The organism is Sulfurimonas denitrificans DSM 1251 (assembly GCF_000012965.1).
Lineage (GTDB): Bacteria > Campylobacterota > Campylobacteria > Campylobacterales > Sulfurimonadaceae > Sulfurimonas > Sulfurimonas denitrificans.
This window is the reverse complement of record NC_007575.1, coordinates 1,788,068-1,804,571: the sequence shown is the minus strand read 5'-3', so window position 1 is coordinate 1,804,571 and position 16,504 is coordinate 1,788,068. Positions and strand designations below refer to the sequence as shown.

The 16,504-nt window shown below is 34.6% G+C and carries 18 protein-coding genes and 1 tRNA gene; 10 read left to right on the top strand and 9 right to left on the bottom strand.

The features are described from left to right. Positions 1-134: 134 nt before the first annotated feature. The 3 genes from SUDEN_RS08980 to SUDEN_RS08970 all read left to right on the top strand — a co-directional run bounded on the left by SUDEN_RS08980 (position 135) and on the right by SUDEN_RS08970 (position 2,522). Positions 135-881 carry a transposase gene (locus tag SUDEN_RS08980; RefSeq protein ID WP_011373340.1) on the top strand — a complete coding sequence of 249 codons (747 nt, stop codon included), beginning with the start codon at positions 135-137 and terminating at the stop codon, positions 879-881. A 487-nt stretch (positions 882-1,368) separates the two neighbouring features. Next, positions 1,369-1,971, top strand: coding sequence for a tyrosine-type recombinase/integrase (locus SUDEN_RS08975; protein ID WP_011373339.1), 603 nt, complete (start codon positions 1,369-1,371; stop codon positions 1,969-1,971). Further along, positions 1,968-2,522: a recombinase family protein gene (locus tag SUDEN_RS08970; RefSeq protein WP_011373338.1), complete on the top strand. Its 555-nt coding sequence runs from the start codon at positions 1,968-1,970 to the stop codon at positions 2,520-2,522. The genes SUDEN_RS08975 and SUDEN_RS08970 overlap by 4 nt, the downstream gene beginning before the upstream one ends. Positions 2,523-2,568: 46 nt before the next feature. Here SUDEN_RS08970 and SUDEN_RS08965 read toward each other — a convergent pair whose 3' ends face one another. The 6 genes from SUDEN_RS08965 to SUDEN_RS08940 all read right to left on the bottom strand — a co-directional run bounded on the left by SUDEN_RS08965 (position 2,569) and on the right by SUDEN_RS08940 (position 4,887). Next, complete coding sequence (locus SUDEN_RS08965; protein WP_011373337.1) at positions 2,569-2,928, bottom strand: type II toxin-antitoxin system RelE/ParE family toxin; 360 nt, start codon at positions 2,926-2,928, stop codon at positions 2,569-2,571. Beyond that, complete coding sequence (locus SUDEN_RS08960) at positions 2,925-3,122, bottom strand: hypothetical protein (protein WP_041672305.1); 198 nt, start codon at positions 3,120-3,122, stop codon at positions 2,925-2,927. The genes SUDEN_RS08965 and SUDEN_RS08960 overlap by 4 nt, the downstream gene beginning before the upstream one ends. A 433-nt stretch (positions 3,123-3,555) precedes the next feature. Next, positions 3,556-3,963, bottom strand: coding sequence for a PIN domain-containing protein (locus SUDEN_RS08955; protein ID WP_011373336.1), 408 nt, complete (start codon positions 3,961-3,963; stop codon positions 3,556-3,558). Then, positions 3,953-4,165, bottom strand: a complete 213-nt coding sequence (locus tag SUDEN_RS08950; RefSeq protein WP_011373335.1) for a hypothetical protein — start codon at positions 4,163-4,165, stop codon at positions 3,953-3,955. Before SUDEN_RS08950 ends, SUDEN_RS08955 begins: the two co-directional genes overlap by 11 nt. Positions 4,166-4,409: 244 nt before the next feature. Beyond that, entirely contained in the window at positions 4,410-4,637 is a 228-nt protein-coding gene (brnA, locus tag SUDEN_RS08945; protein ID WP_011373334.1) for a type II toxin-antitoxin system BrnA family antitoxin, read from the bottom strand. Further along, complete coding sequence (locus SUDEN_RS08940) at positions 4,624-4,887, bottom strand: BrnT family toxin (RefSeq protein WP_041672558.1); 264 nt, start codon at positions 4,885-4,887, stop codon at positions 4,624-4,626. Before SUDEN_RS08940 ends, brnA begins: the two co-directional genes overlap by 14 nt. A gap of 661 nt (positions 4,888-5,548) precedes the next feature. Between SUDEN_RS08940 and SUDEN_RS08935 the strand changes: the two genes are divergently transcribed. Together SUDEN_RS08935 and SUDEN_RS08930 are read left to right on the top strand one after the other, a co-directional pair. Beyond that, a complete protein-coding gene (locus SUDEN_RS08935) occupies positions 5,549-8,338 on the top strand; it encodes a beta strand repeat-containing protein (RefSeq protein WP_011373332.1) in 2,790 nt (929 codons plus the stop codon). Between the two features lie 176 nt (positions 8,339-8,514). Next, positions 8,515-9,045 carry a hypothetical protein gene (locus SUDEN_RS08930; RefSeq protein ID WP_041672304.1) on the top strand — a complete coding sequence of 177 codons (531 nt, stop codon included), beginning with the start codon at positions 8,515-8,517 and terminating at the stop codon, positions 9,043-9,045. 15 nt (positions 9,046-9,060) lie between these two features. Here SUDEN_RS08930 and SUDEN_RS08925 read toward each other — a convergent pair whose 3' ends face one another. Continuing rightward, entirely contained in the window at positions 9,061-9,384 is a 324-nt protein-coding gene (locus SUDEN_RS08925) for a hypothetical protein (protein WP_011373330.1), read from the bottom strand. A 117-nt stretch (positions 9,385-9,501) separates the two neighbouring features. On the opposite strand from SUDEN_RS08925, the gene SUDEN_RS08920 reads away from it, so the two are divergent. After that, positions 9,502-10,341, top strand: a complete 840-nt coding sequence (locus SUDEN_RS08920) for an IS982-like element ISSude1 family transposase (protein ID WP_011373329.1) — start codon at positions 9,502-9,504, stop codon at positions 10,339-10,341. 643 nt (positions 10,342-10,984) lie between these two features. Here the strand turns inward: SUDEN_RS08920 and SUDEN_RS08915 are convergent. Then, positions 10,985-11,182, bottom strand: coding sequence for a hypothetical protein (locus SUDEN_RS08915; RefSeq protein ID WP_011373328.1), 198 nt, complete (start codon positions 11,180-11,182; stop codon positions 10,985-10,987). A gap of 201 nt (positions 11,183-11,383) precedes the next feature. On the opposite strand from SUDEN_RS08915, the gene SUDEN_RS08910 reads away from it, so the two are divergent. Further along, positions 11,384-12,583: a Calx-beta domain-containing protein gene (locus tag SUDEN_RS08910; RefSeq protein WP_011373327.1), complete on the top strand. Its 1,200-nt coding sequence runs from the start codon at positions 11,384-11,386 to the stop codon at positions 12,581-12,583. Between the two features lie 4 nt (positions 12,584-12,587). Here the strand turns inward: SUDEN_RS08910 and SUDEN_RS08905 are convergent. Continuing rightward, a tRNA-Thr gene (locus tag SUDEN_RS08905) sits at positions 12,588-12,664 on the bottom strand. A gap of 65 nt (positions 12,665-12,729) precedes the next feature. Here SUDEN_RS08905 and SUDEN_RS08900 point away from each other — a divergent pair. From SUDEN_RS08900 to SUDEN_RS08890, 3 genes are all read left to right on the top strand, one after another. Beyond that, a complete protein-coding gene (locus SUDEN_RS08900; RefSeq protein WP_011373326.1) occupies positions 12,730-13,200 on the top strand; it encodes a hypothetical protein in 471 nt (156 codons plus the stop codon). Between the two features lie 116 nt (positions 13,201-13,316). Next, positions 13,317-14,702 carry a SapC family protein gene (locus SUDEN_RS11120; RefSeq protein WP_011373325.1) on the top strand — a complete coding sequence of 462 codons (1,386 nt, stop codon included), beginning with the start codon at positions 13,317-13,319 and terminating at the stop codon, positions 14,700-14,702. 8 nt (positions 14,703-14,710) lie between these two features. Then, positions 14,711-16,501, top strand: a complete 1,791-nt coding sequence (locus SUDEN_RS08890; protein ID WP_011373324.1) for a type I secretion system permease/ATPase — start codon at positions 14,711-14,713, stop codon at positions 16,499-16,501. Positions 16,502-16,504: the final 3 nt, after the last annotated feature.

Sequence of the window (16,504 nt, the reverse complement as noted above, 5' to 3'; positions counted from 1 at the left end):
GGCAATGCCTACTTGACAAGGTTTTTCAAAAGGGGTGTCAGGCACCATTATGGGAACATGAAAAAGGGGTGTCAGGCACCATTATGGGAACAAAACTTAATTTAAAATTAATACATATTTCACTATAATACTACATGCCAAGAAAAGAACGATACCAAGAACCATGTTATTATCATATTGTAAATCGTGGAGTAGAGAGAAGATCTATCTATCTTGAACTAGAAGATTATGAGTTTTTTTTAGATCTTTTACTTAAAGCCTCCAAAGATTATGAACTCATTATCCACGCATTTTGTCTTATGACAAATCACTATCATATTCTTTTAGAAACAAAACAAACCAATCTCTCTAAAGCTATGCAGTTTGTAAATGATAAATATGCAAAATACTTTAACAAAAAGTACACAAGAAGCGGTCATCTTTGGCAGGGTAGATACAAATCATATCCCCTATTTGATGATGCTCATTTTTGGATAGTAGCAAAGTATATAGAGAGAAATCCCATAAAAGCAAATATGGTACAGGATGTTGCTCTTTATAAATACCAATCTTTTTTTCAATGGAAATATAAACACAACTACTTTGAACTTTTAAACGATTCTATGATTTTTGAGATGACTTATGATGAATACTCAGATTATTTAAGTAGTGAAATGGATATAGATGCTATAGATATAGTTTATAAATCTCCAAAGCTTATAACAACAAAAGAGGGCAATTTAAAAGTTCTCAAAAAAAGATTAGAAACTTTTTTTGAACAAGACCGTGATATTAACAGAAATGAAAATATTAAAAAAGCTTTTGAATATGGATATACAAAAAGTGAAATAGCAGAATTTATAAACCTAAGTACCAAAACAATCAATACAATTTTAAAATAATCCCAGCCGACCACCACCAAACGCAACACACCAAAAAACCAACACATTTCACACCCAAACAATATATTTCAAAGACACCTAAAACCACCCCAAACACTCAAATCTGCTACAACAAGTAACAACTTCTAAAATTCATAAATTTCTTTCAAACTTAAAACGACCTAAAATGGTGGGCAATTGGTGGGCGATTTTACCCCTACTGTCCCAAAATAGTTTTAGAGACACCTCAAAGCCTTATATCAAAAGGATTTCTCATCTTTTTTACCCCGTCCCAAAACCCAAGAGGGTTTAAAGACACTTTTAAAGAGACTTTAGCTCAATTTGGTCGGCAAATGGTCGGCAATGCCTACTTGACAAGGTTTTTCACCCTTGACTATACTTCCAACAAGCCCACATACTTTTCTATTTTAAAGCCCCTCCAACCACGCCACCAAAAATAAAACCCCATAAAACACCCCTAAACAAGGAGACAATATAAGGAAATGAGATGAAAAAGAAAAAACCAACACTCAAACGGATAAAAGAATCAGTAACCGAACAAGAGTATAAAAAGTTAATGAGTGCAATCAGAGGCGATGAGTCACTACGACCCAACACCAAAGATAATCTACTTCGTGCTTTTACAATTTTATACTTCACAGGTCTAAGACTTAATGAACTACAACAGATGAAACTCTTACATATCAAAGAGCTACTAGATACAGGTGAAACAAAACTTCTCTTACTAAAAACCAAAAGTGAACGCAAACTCTTTGCAGGTGATGAATTTCAAAAGCAACTTAAAAAGCTACTTAGTATAACAACCGACACCGACTTGCAAATAAAAGTGATAAGTAAAGGAAGCAGCCAAAACAAAAGAGAAGGAATCCATCCATTTACATTTATCGCTCAAGTCAACGAGGTAATGAAATCCATCTTAGGAGACGGCTACACCTCCCACTCATTCCGACAAGGTCTTATAACTGAGATGGGAGCAAAAGGTATCAATACAAAAATCATCTCAAAGTTTATAGGTCATAGTGATGTAAAAACCACTATGGGATATATCAAGCCAACAGATGCAGATGTCAAAGGAGCGATGATACGATGAAAAAGATAGGATATATCAGAGCCACAAACAAAGAGGAGATAGAAGAACAATCAGAACTTCTTATAGCTGCAGGGTGTAGTAAAATCTATGTTGAACCAAAAGAGAATCTCAATTATCAAAGCAAAGTAAAACTTGCTCAAGTAGTAGAGATACTTCATTGCGGCGATATTTTAGCAGTGACAAGATTATCAATCCTCTCTAGCAGTGTTCAAACTCTTTTAGAACTTATGTTTACTTTTGAAGAAAAACATATAATCCTACAAGCTACCAAACAGCAGTTTATCTCTTCAAATAGCTATAACCTTGATGAACTACTCTTTTTTCTAAGCGAGTTTATAGAGGATATAAGAGTAGAAAAACAAGCTTATGGTATCTCTAAAGCAAAAGATGAATGTAGAAGATTAGGCAGACCACCAAAACTTAGTGCTAAAGAGGTGTTAAAAGCTATAGAGCTAAAGCAGAATAATACCTCACGACAAGTTGCCAATAGATTTAGAGTAGGAAGAAGTACGCTACTGCGGCATATTGCTAGGAGTAAAAAGAGTGCGTAAATAAAGTCAAATTCAAATGCTGGAGTGGGATAATCCACTTTGGCATTTATTCTTTATTTGTTTTTTCAAGAATGGTTTTTTTAATTAATGCGTCTATTTGTTTTTCAGATACAGTGCCAAGGTCACTTTTGTCGTAAACATACATAAGGTAGAGTTTGTTATCAATAAGTTTTAAATATGAGATAAGCCTGTAACCAGAACTTTTACCGCTTTTTTTATCACTATTTGCAATTCGTACTTTATAAACTCCACTGCCTAAATTTACACCTAAATTGTCTATAGTCTTGATATTATGCACAAACTCATCACAATCCGTTTCTACATTTTTAAATTGTTTTTGAAGTTGTTTTACAGCTTTGGCAAAAGTTTCAGTTTCCTCGATAATAACACCGAGAAGAGAACTCAAGCAACAGTCCTAATTTTTTTAGTTCTTCCTTGTTTAATGTCGTCAAATGCACAAATTATGTTTTTTTCTATTTCTTTTAGTTTTTTTTCTTCATCTTGCTGTTCAATTTTTACAGCTTTTTTAGGGAGTATTTCTAAAAAAGAAATGATTTTATCAAAATAATCATCTTCAATTTTTAAAGTTACAGTTCTCATTGTCAAACTCCTTTTTTAATCTTAAGTATGATTATACCAAAAATCCATCTCTAATAATCAAACCTAAAAACTTAAAATAAGCTAAAAAATATACTAAGTTACCAGCAATATGCCAGTAACTTTTTTTTTATGATTTTCCTTATTGTCGTACTTTAAAGAGCCTCAATTGTACATTTCATAATTCATTTTTTGCCAGCAATATGCCAGCAAGAAATTTATCTAAAAAATAGCACTCTTCTATCAAACTTTTACTTCCTCGGTTTTTAGGGAGTTTTAGGGCTAAAAATACTAAGAAAAGTTTGTTTACTTTTCATTGCCAAATTAGTACGTTAACGATTTAGTGTAGGTAGGTCAACTCTGCTTAGGCATATTGCAAAGCAAAGAGATAAAAAGAGTGCTTAGTGCTGGAGTGGGTTTCCACTCTGGCACTATTTTATTTTTTAAATGGGTTGATGATTTTTAAGCGGTTATCTACAATTAGTTCATGTTGCATGTCTTCAGAGTAAAGGATTGTGCAATTAGCTATTATAGCAGCAGATACAATAATGCTGTCATAGTATGAGAAGTTGTATTTTTCTCTTAGCTCAGAAGCCCTTATAAAAACATTCCTTGTAAGTTCAACAACATTATATCTGTGATAAGAACTATCTACAAACTTCTGAATCATCTCTTCACTGAATTTTAGTTTTTTTAGTAGATTGACACTTGCTTCATTGATAACTTGTGCACTTATTGTAGCATCTGACAGAACTATAGGTGTTGCAATAGAACGTTTATCAGCATCCTGAGTGCTTATCGCATACAGAATTATATTAGTATCTATAAATACTTTATCGCACATTCGCATCTTCCCTAGTTAGAAAGCTATCGTTATGTGCAATTTCTACAGGGTTTGAGGTTAGATAAGATATGAAGTCATCATCTATTGAATATGGCTGCTTGTTCTCTTTTATATGAACCTCATTTTGTGGCAGCTGTTCAAAGAAGTTCATAACCTGATTTATAAGACTCTCATTTTGAAATTCAAGTGTGTAACTTTTCATCTTTGGCTCCCTTAATAATTTATCTAATATTATATCACAATAAAGCTACATCTTACCAAAACTACCAAATATAAACATTATAACCTGCTGCCAGCAATATGCCAGCAAAATTTCAACTACAATCTCCCTCGATATAGAGCTTCAAAGAGTACTGGCAAATCTAAATTATCTTCATTATATTACAAAGCAAAGAGAAGCTAGTTAAGTGCTAGAGTTGGTAATCCACTCAGGTACTATTTTATTTTTATATTGCTTTTTCTAAATGTTGTGCTAAGAACATTTTCATAATAGCTTGTCTAGCAACACCCAAGCGTTTTGCTTCCTTATCAAGTTTTTCAATCATCCATACTGGTAAGTCAAGATTAACTCTCTTTTGGGCAAGATTTGGTCTAGTCGCTTTTGAGTAATCAACAAACTCTGATATATCTTCACCACTATCAAATAGCTCATCAAACTCTTTAACTGTTTTCATAGCCGTTTATCTCCTCTTTTCTCGATCTTCTAACAGATATAATACGAATAGCTTTACTTCGATATGTAATTACAGCAGAATAATGTTTATTCAAAATTTTACCTATGCATAAATGGCGTACTTCCTCTTTAAAAGGTAGAGGAACTTCTAAAAGGTTATCATCTTCCCATAACACTTTAGCTTTCTCAAAGTCTATACCATGCTTCTCTTTATTAATATCTGATTTGTTGCTATAATATTCAAATTTCATACCAAAATTATACCATAGTTCTTTATGTTTTCTCTTAAAAAGCATATTCTAAACATTATAACTAGCTTAAAATTTAACCTGCTGCCAGCAATATGCCAGCAACATTCTAGCTGCAATTTCCCTTGATATAGAGCTTCATCAAGTACCATTCATCTACTTTTACATTCAATCTCTGCCAGCACTGTGCCAGCAAGAAATTAGAGCTAAAAATCACTAAGAAGATATGAAACTTTCATTTTCCCTTATTTAAGGGCTTTATAGAGGGTAAAAAGGTGTAAAATAGACTATTTTTAGGGTAGGGTAAACTGGAACGTTAACTAAAGATATTACTATTGGTGCTACGACAGGTGCTGTTGGTGCAATCACTGTAACAGATACAAATCAAACTACTGGTGACATAGCAATTGATGGCGGAACAGATGTAACTGTTACTGCTGCAAAGGCTACGACGGGTACTATTGATATTGGTCAATCAGCAGGTGCGGCAAACCCAATTCCTACAGGTGCAATAAGTGTAACTTCAACAGGTACAGCATATGATGCTACTGCTGATGATGCAGCTAATGATGGAGCTAATGTTCTTGGTGCAATTACAATTGATGGCGGTACAACTGTTACTGTAAATCAAACTGCATTTTCATCTACTTCTGCTGTATCTGCAATGCCTGCAAATGGTTCTGGTACAAGAACTCAAAGTGATGTTACAGTAACTGGTGGTAATAACACAACAACTGTAACTGTAAACCAAGACGCTGCTGTTACTGCTGTTGATGCTGTTGATGCTGTTGCTGGTGCTAACGAGACTGCAACAGTTGTTTTCAGTGCATTAACTATTGGTCAAACAGTTATCCTTGATGGTTTAACTTTTACTGCTTCTGCGGCTATGACTGCAACTGAAGCTGCAACAATATTCGAAAATTTAGCAGCTGGTGCTACTCATGGTGCAGCAACTAAAGGTGTCTATACAGGTGCATTAAGTTCAGACTATACAACAGGTGCCGTGAGTGGTACAAGCAGTAATACTGTTGTATTTACAAGCGTTGTTAAAGCAAATGATGGAACTAATATAGCAAATACTGGTACTGGTACAGCTGCTGTAACTGTTGTGAATGGTTCAAGTGCAACTACTGCAGTAACTGGTGTTGCTGGTATCGTTGGTGGTGCTGTTGTTATTGCTGATGGTGCTACTACTACAGACACAATTGCAACTGTAACTCTTGATGGATATGGTGCATCATCTACAATTACTTCTGATGCATTAACAACATTAAGCATTGCAAATAGTGCTCAAGACCTTACAATAACAAATGCTACAGCTACAACTTTAGCTCTTACTGTTGATAATGTAACAGCAGGTTCAGTTGTTGATGATAATTCTGGTACATATACTACAATTAACATCACTACAGCGAATGCAGATTCTGATATTGATTTAGATGCTGCTGCAGCAACTACATTAACTGTAGCTGGAACAAATGCACTTGATTTAACAGGCGCAACTTTGACTGCACTTACTACATTAACAGTTTCTGGTTCTGCTAGTTTAACTATGGATGGAGATGAGGCAGATACGCTTACATCTGTAAACACATCTGCTACAACTGGTACAACTACAATCACAATCGGTGGTGATACTGCAACATATACTGGTGGAGCTGGTGTTGATAATGTAACTTTGGATAGTACTACAGTTAACAAAGCTATCAACTTAGGTGCTGGAAATAACTCATTAACTCTTGCAACAGGTACTACATCATTAACAACCGAAATGATTGCTGGCAGTGGAACAGATACATTAGTTATGGCGTCTGCTGATGCGATTACTGCAAGTAGTACTACAGTTTTTGAAACTAAAATCACAGGATTTGAAAAGTTAAGCTTAGGTGCGAACACAACAACTGGTACAGTTGACTTAGCTAATATGGATGATATGAGTTATGTAGTAAGTGCAAACTCTGCAGCTGGTGCAGAAATTCAAACATTTACAATCACTCATGGAACAGATGCTGAAGTAGCTGAAGTTCAAACATTTACTACTACAGGTTCAACAGGTGCCGGTACAGCTGTAGTTGCTGGCGTAAATGTTGCAATTGGTGGAGCATTAACAGCTGATCAAGTTGGTGCATTAATTGCTGCTGAAGATTATTCTGGAAATGCTAATATAAGTTCTGTTACATATTTAGGTGGTATAGTTCGTATTACTTATACTACTGCTGCAGGTGACCAAGCTGCTGCTGTAATCAATGATGATAATGGAAATACTGGAATCGTTTTTGGTGCAGTGTTAGATAATGCTGTAGCGTACGATTCAAACACTGGTAATATCGCTATTGAAGGTGTGAATGTTGCTGTTGCTGCTGATCTTACAGCTGATCAAGTTGGTGCATTAATTACTGCTGCAGATTATTCAAGTACAACAATTGCATCTGTTGCATATAACAGCACTACTGACACAGTAACCGTAACATATGATGCTGGTGTTAATGAAGCTGCTACAACAGCTGTTGATACTGATACGACTGGTGTTGCTTTTGGTTCAATTACAACAACTGTTGATGGTTCAGCTACGACTGCATTAACTCTTGATAACATGGCTAATAATGGTACTTTAGAGCTAACAGCAGCTGGTTCAGGTGTTGTTGTAACTATGGATGACGCTACAAGTACAACTGCAGATATTTTTAATATTTTATTAAGTACAAATACAAATGGTACTGTTGCTATGGGTACGGTAAGTGTAGCTGGTGTTGAAACAATTCATATCACTACTGCAGATACAAACACAGCTTCAACTGATTCAAATGTGCCTGCATATACTATGACTTTAAGTGATGCTGCAGTTAAAACTATGACTATCTCAGGTAATGCTGCATTAACGCTTACAAATACAGATAATGTTGCGTTAACTTCACTTAATGCTTCAAGTATGACTGCTGCATTGACAGCAACTACAAACGGTACAGTAGCTGAAACAATCACTGGTGGTTCAGGAAATGATGTGTTAACTACATCTAAATCTGGAGATGTTCTAATCGGTGGCGAAGGAAATGATACTTTAACAGGTACAGAACTTGTAACATTAACTGGTGGGGCAGGTAATGATATATTTGTTGCTGATACAGTTTCATCAAATGTTAACAGCTATATGACAATTACAGATGCAACTGCTGGTGATTACATCAAATTTACTGGTGCGGATTCATTCGCAAGCTCTGCTGTTGAACTTGGTAGTACTGCAGTATTCCAAGACTATGCAAATGAAGCAATTAACTTAATTGGTGCTAATGATATTGCATGGTTCCAATTTGATGGAAATACATACCTTGTTATGGATAAAACAGATACAACTGTATTTACAGAAAATCAAGATGTTATTGTTAAATTAACAGGTCTTATAGATTTAAGTACTGCAACATTTAACGATACAGCAGATACTATCCAACTATTCTAATAAAAGGGTATAGCCCTTTAAACTCTACCCTCAAAAGTAAAGTTTAAAACCTCTCCCAAAGACCCTTAAAAGTCTAAAGGAGAAACTTAAAGCCTCATTCTTCGGAGTGGGGCTTTTTTCATTCCCACACGACACAAAAGGGGTGTCAGGCACCTTTTTGCATAGGCTCTATTTTGGTGTTCACACTTTTATTTATCGAGAAACTTTTTGCTTTTGTTGCAAGTATGTTTTTACTGATTTACGCTTTTGCGAAAAATCAAGAAGATAGAGTTGCGACTGCGATGGCTAAGATTTTTGCGGTAGCGTTTAAGACGATATTGATTGTTGTTTGTATATTTTTGGCTATGTATAGCTTGAATTTGGTGAGTAGTTTGGAATTGATATTTGTTGAGTCGTTTTTTAAATCAATGGATATGATTGAGAATGCGAGTTGGGGGTATGTGTTTAGCGGAGCTAGTTTGTCGGGCGAACTCGCAAACAACATAGTCGTTATTGGAACTATGCTTAGTTTCTTTTTTAAGAAATATATTTTCTTTGGAGTTACAAAGTTTGCATTTACAATGTTAAAGTTAACACTTGTTGTTCAGATGATTTGGAAGATGCCTGGGTTTATGTATGAGTTGATATATGAGAAAGTTCATAGCGTTAGCGATAGTGTTGGAGAAACATTGCAAAGCGTGAATGAGAAACATTCTATGAGAGTCTAGGCTCTCATAGTGATTTTAAAATCCAAAAATATTTGCTGCTGCTGGAATAGAAAACATACTACCAAGTATGACAAAATAGACTTTTATAAATTTATTTTCTTCTTTTTTGATGCCGCTATAAATCATACCAATACCAACAATTAATAAAAAACCTATTGCTAAAGGCATTGAATTTTTCCCTAAAAATGCTACCACAATTGCAACAAGGAATAAAATTCCAAACGGAGCTAACAGTTTTCTAATCGTTTTTTGTTTTGGAGACATCCCATCTATGCTCTTTAAATATGCTTCGTGTTTGTCTTGTGCTATTTTTATTTTTTCTTCAATAGTTGCTGACATTTTATGTCCTTTTGTTTATATATTGTAATTGTATAATATTCTAACTCAAATTGCTAGTTAAAAAGAGGATTGTAAATTGCTAGAACCATAAGAAAAACTCGTGGCAGAGGGATTCTTATGGAAGAGAACATAATAACAATATTTTGTTTAGTAGATGATATATTAAAAGCAATAAATGTAAAAGATGATGTTCGTGCGAAAATTTGTAATGCAGAGATATTAACAATAGGATATATGGCAGTGAGATACTTTCATGGAAATTACTACAGTGCCCACCAATTTTTTATGAGTATGAAACCATCTTATCCAATAGATTACAGTCGTTTTATTAGGAGACTCAATAATTTACACAATGCAATAGATTATGCTTTTCAACTTTTGAGTGAAGTGTTTTATAAAACTGCAAAAAGTACCATTTACTCCGTAGATTCATTTCCAGTAGAAGTTTGTAAAATAGAGCGTTCATCAACTTGTAATATCTACAATCATAAAGATATGAAAGGCTATAACGCTTCAAAGAAAAGATTCTTTTACGGCTTTAAAGTTCATATGGTAGTAACAACGAATAAAGAACCACTACACTGCTATATCTCTTACGCCAATGAACATGATGCAACTGCTGCAAAAAGATATTTGCCAGCGATGAAAGCCAATTCATCTGTCATTGGAGATAAGGGATATGTGTCTAAAAAGCTAGCAACATTTTTAACAAAATTTGGTGTCAATCTCAATGCTATTCAACGCTCAAATATGGGTGAAGATAAAGATTGTTTTATCAAACGCAGACTTAGAAAAAAAGTTGAAACTGTGTTTTCTATCATTACTGGTAGATTTGGCAATGTTATTAAAGCCACTTCGATAGATGGCTTTTTGACTAAACTCAAATTGTTTATTACTGCTTACTCAATGGACTGCTTTTTAAAGTTGTCTGATGATGAAAAGCAACTATCAATTTGAGTTATTTTATCTTAATTACTGAATTAAATATTGTCTAGTTTATAGGGGACATTCCAGATAAATATGCGAAATACTTTAATAAAAAATATAAAAGATCAGGACATCTTTGGCAAGGTAGATATAAATCTTATCCTTTATATGACGATGCGCATTTTTGGATAGTAACAAAATATATTGAGAGAAATCCTATCAAAGCAAATATGGTAAAAAAAATAGAGCACTATAAATTTCAATCTTTTTTTGAACGAAAATATAAACATACTTACTATGAATTGCTAAATGACTCTATGATATTTGAAATGACATTATAAGAGTATATTGAGTACATTGAAACACCCTTACATGTAGATGCCATAGATATAGTATATGACTCGCCAAAAGTCATACTAAGGGATGACAAATTAAAGGTACTCAAAAAAAGGCTTGAAACTTTTTTCGAACAAGACAGAGATGTAAATAGAGATGAGAGAATTAAAAAAGCTTATGAGTACGGGCATACAAAAAGCGAAATAGCGAAGTTTTTGCAGGTAACTCCATCTACAATATCAAAAATTGTATCTTAATTTCAAAGTCGTATTTTTATGACCATATGGAGAAAAAAATCTCCAGAGGTCAATAACATAGAAAAATTAAAAAGCTAGCGCTATTCTCTTTTTAAAATTTTTTTTACAAATTTCTTTGCGGCTTTTTTGTTAGCAAGATGCTCCTTCTTAAGACTTCTTGTAATGCTTTTAATCACAGATTTTGCATCTTTTTTCTTAAGAATCTTTTTTTTCATAGCCTTCTTTGTTGCCTTTGCAACAACCTTTTTTATATCTTTTTTTGATAACTCTTTAGCCATTTTTGACTCCTCATGTTGTATTAAACTCAATTTAAAGATTTATGCTCTTTATCAAGCTTATGATACATTATACCTAATAAAGAGTTACCCAAAAAACATGTTGGATATAAGAGCATAACGAATGTTCAATAGCTTTATAAATAGGTTTTGTATATAATTGTCTATGAAAATATTTACATGTTGAGGATTTTATAACGCAATATGACTACCTATCTCAACAATTATCTTGATTCAAGGTACAAAACATACAAAAATGATTTTTACAATGGAGTAGTAAGAGTATCTTATGGTGGGTATTTTGCAACAGGCACTCTCCTTTATGATGGAGTCTCTATTTTAACATCAGCTCATCTTTTTAATTCATTAGCTCCCTCAGATACAACGGTGCGGCTTGAGACATCTTTAGGAACCGTTACTTATGATGCTTCGTACACAAAGTATGAAAAATATGACCCAACTAGTGCAAACGGAGATTTGGCGATTGTTAAACTTTCGCAATCTGCACTTGTAGATGCTCAACGATATACACTTTATAGGCAGAGTGATGAGATAGGAAAAACGTTTACAATGGCTGGATATGGCATACATGGAAACGGAGCTACTGGCGTGGATGAGAGAGATACAAATCAGATTTTAAAACTCAAGACTCAGAACACTTTTGATGCAGATTTTGCCGATATAAAAGCAAAAACAAACTTAAGCTGGTCGCCCTTAGCAGGCTCACAACTAGCCGCTGACTTTGATGATGGCTATGCTGAGCATGATGCCATAGGTATGATAATGGGAAATGCCAATGCAGGATTAGGAACAATGGAGGGATTAATAGCATCTGGAGATAGTGGTGGACCTGCTTTTATAGATAATAAACTAGCAGGAGTCGCAACTTTTGTTGCAACCATAGATGTTAATGGTATAAGCCCTGATATAAATAGCTCTCTTGACTCAAGTTTTGGTGAGGTTGCATCTTGGCAGCGTATAAGTTATTATCAAGAGTGGATAGATAAAACTATCAGAACAAGTTATCTAGATGCTCCCACAAAACCCCAAGATGTCGTAAAAAACATAAAAGAAGGTGCAGATTCAGAGGTAAGCACCACTTACTTTTTAGTTCAATATCTAGGAATCCGTGCAGACATTGGCGAAATAATAAGTGTTGATTATGCAACAAGAGATGGAAGTGCTCGTGCTGGAGAAGATTATATAGCAACAAAAGGAACTCTTATATTATATCTAGATGAAACTCAAGCCCTTATACCTGTTGAAATCATTGGAGATAGTTATTATGAGGAAGATGAGACTTTCTATTTGGACATTTACAATAATAGTCATGGCAGTTTAGGAGATGGTGTGGTTATGCTAAGCGCTATGAGAACAATAATAAATGATGATTTTTTACTCTAAAGTGTGGTGCCGACACGAGGATTTGAACCCCGGGCCTGCTGATTACAAATCAGCTGCTCTAGCCAACTGAGCTATGTCGGCGAAAATAGAGCAGAATTTTATCCTATTAACCTTTGATAAAACTGATTTCATATATTATTGCACTTATGAAAAAGAGTATTACAGCAAAAACATTCACACCACTTTATGATGAAGTAGAAGACAGACTTAGAGTTGTTGTTAACTATAATGATATTAGCGATAGAGTTGATTTTATGATAACAAGAAGTTTTATCTTAAATCTAATACCCTCAGCAGAAGAGTTTATACTAAAACACTATAACGCAGAGCCGCCTTTAGCTCAGAGCATAAGTATAAGTTCAGAAACAGACGCAAAAGAGAGTGAGAGCTTCTCAGAAACAGATGCGATAAATTTGGAGCTTTTTCGCACCGAAGAGGAGCTTTTACTAGAGGTAAACTTCTCATTTGATAAAACTACAAAACAGACCGTCTTAAGCCTTAGTTCCAAAAATGTTATTGCAAAAATAGCACTAGATGAATCAACACTGCAAAAAATCATTTATGTCATAAAATCCGCTATACCCTTTATGAAATGGGGAATATCAAGACATTTTTAGCACTAAATCACTATGGCACCATTTATTTTTAATTAAATAGGTGTCGGAGTCATTTAATAAATAATAAAGCTAAATAAAAGTATAATTCTTTTTGAAATAGGTTAAGGAATTTATATTTGGCACGTAAAGTTAGAATTTTTGTTGAAAATGCAGCGCAACACGTAATACTTAAGAGCATCGATAATACTACTCTTTTTAAAGAAGAGCAAGATTACATACTATTTCTTGAGATATTAAAAGAGCTTAGTTTAAATCATGACATGGATATTCACTCCTATATCTTAATGCCGCAATACTTTGAATTTTTGGCTACTCCAAAACATGCTGATGCTTTATCAAAATTTATGCAGAGTTTGGGCAGAAAATATGTAGGCTATTTCAACAAAAAATATAATCGTACAGGTACACTTTGGGATGGAAGATATAAAGCATCTCTAATAGAGAACAAGAGTTATCTTTTTGAAATTATGAGATATATAGAACAACAATCACATGTAGATTATCTATATAGCAGCGTTGGCAAAAACCTTCTTGGCAGGGCTGATTCTATCGTTTCTCAAAATGAGTTGTATAAAAAGCTTGGTTATACAGATGATAAGAGACTTAGTGAGTACTCACAATTTTTCTACTCTGGTATAAATAACGCAAAAAAAGAGTTTATAGTGAGTTGTTTAGAAAAACAGCTTGTTACGGGAAGCGTAGATTTTGTTAAAAATTTACAGCATTTAGTCGGCATGACGCTTATCTCAAAAGATAGAGGGCGTCCAAAAAAAGAAGATGAAGAAAAAAGGAAAAAAATGTATAAGAATTTAGTAGTATTAGACAAAGAGCAACACAAAGATTTAAAAATAAGTCCAATGGAGAATCTATTTTTTGCAAAACAGAGTGCGTTTATCCCTGTAATCGCAAATGAGGTAGCATTAGTTGGAGCAGCTTTTCCAGTAGTATTTACAGCGGATGAGAATCCATCTTTAGTCTCGTTGGTATCACTTGGTGGCGATAGTTTGGCTATCAATGCTGATGGAAAATGGGTTACCTCTTACGTTCCATCATATTTGAGAAAATATCCGTTTTCATTGGCAAGCACTAAAGAGAATCCAGATCAAAAAGTTATTCTAATAGACGAAGAGTCACCTCTTTTTTCAAAAACAAAAGGCAAACAACTTTTCAAAAAAGATAAAGAGCAGTCTGAGACTCTCTCACATGCAATCAATTTTTTAACTTCACATGAGAATCAATCAATTATTACAAGCAATGTAGCAAAAGCAATTGCCGCTAGTGGAATACTTGAAGATAGAGAGATTTCTGTTGGCGAGGGCGATGAGAAAAAGGTTCTTGTTAATGGTTTTAGAGTAGTTGATAGAGAGAAGTTAAACGCTCTTAGCGATGATATACTAGCTGATTGGGTTAGAAAAGGAATCATCTCTTTAATAGACGCACACCTTAAGTCACTTGATAATATTCAAGCGCTTTTTAACATAGCACACGCAAGACAAAGCTAGGGAATTTTATGGCAAAGATAGCACAAAATAGGCAAAAACCGACAAACTCAGAACTCAAAGAGGCTATTTTAGCATCTAAAAAATCATTTATAATAGTTGGTTTTTTTAGTATGTTTATAAATATACTTATGCTCGTTCCATCACTCTACATGTTACAGCTCTATGATAGAGTTTTAGCAAGCAGAAGCGAGGGCACTCTTTATATGCTTACGGCAATTGTAGTTGTTCTGTTTATAACGATGGCACTACTTGAGGTAGTACGCTCAAAAATACTTGTAAAAGTTGGTAATAAACTTGATGCACTTCTTAGTAAAAGGGTTTTTGATTCACTCTTTGAAGTAGCAAACAAATACCCTGGAAAAGCCTCCTCAATGCCGCTAAATGATTTAACTTCAATTAGACAGTTCATGACAGGTAATGGACTTTTTGCCTTTTTTGATGCTCCTTGGATACCGATTTATATAGCAGTACTTTTTATGTTCCATCCAATTTTCGGATATTTTGCAATTTTTGCGGCTATTGTTTTGATAGCGTTTACGATAATTAACGAATACTCAACAAAAGAGAAACTCTTAGAGGCAAATAATTTAAGCAGAGCATCTAATATATATGTAGATTCAAATATAAGAAATGCAGAAGTTATAAATGCGATGGGCATGAAGGGCAATATCTTAGGGATATGGCAAGAGAAGTATTACGGTTTTTTAAATGCACAAAACAGTGCAAGCAATAAAGCTGGAATCTGGGCTAACATGTCAAAAAGCGCAAGAATGCTTTTTCAGTCTCTTATCTTAGGTATCGGTGGATATCTTGCTATAAAAATGGAAGTAAGTGCTGGTATGATGATAGCAGGTTCTATTATCATGGGTAGAGCATTGGCTCCACTTGATTTGATTATTGGTAGTTGGAAAGGCTTTAGTGCAGCTAGAACATCTTATGAGAGATTGGATGCACTCTTGAGTGAATTTCCAAAAGAAAAAGAGTATATGGAACTTCCTGCTCCAGAGGGTGAAGTGCTTTTAGAGGGAGTTGTTGTTGTTCCTCCAGGTGCTACTCAGCCATCAATTCGTGGCATTTCAATGCTGATAAATAAAGGTGATGTTGTTGGTATAGTAGGACCAAGTGCTGCTGGAAAATCATCTTTAGCTAGAATTATCTTAGGTTTATGGCCTTTAGCTGCAGGAAAAGCAAGACTAGATAAGGCAGACATCTCACAATGGGACAAAGCAGATTTAGGGAAGTATATAGGCTACCTGCCTCAAGATATAGAACTTTTTGAAGGAACAGTCAGCCAAAATATAGCAAGATTTACTGATGTTGATTCGGTTAAAGTAGTTGAAGCTGCTCAAAAAGCTGGTATTCATGAGATGATATTAAGGCTTCCTGAGGGGTATGATACTAGAATTGGTGTTGGCGGTGCAACACTCTCAGGTGGTCAAAGACAACGCATAGGTTTTGCTAGAGCTATCTATGACAACCCTGTTTTAGTAGTACTTGATGAGCCAAACTCAAATCTTGATGATCAAGGTGAAGCGGCACTAGTTAAAGCGATACAATCTTTAAAAGAGAGTAATACGACTGTTATTCTGATAACTCACAGACCAAACATACTACAAGTTACAAATAAACTCGCTGTTATAAAACAGGGTCTTTTGGAAGCTTATGGCAACACTAATGAGGTACTCTCAAATATGGCTGCCGCGGTAAAAGATGCTCAGGCACAAGCGCAGGCTCAGACGCAGGCTCAAGCTCCCATGACGCAAGCTCCGAAAATATCGTTAAGCAAACCAAGTAGTTAGGAT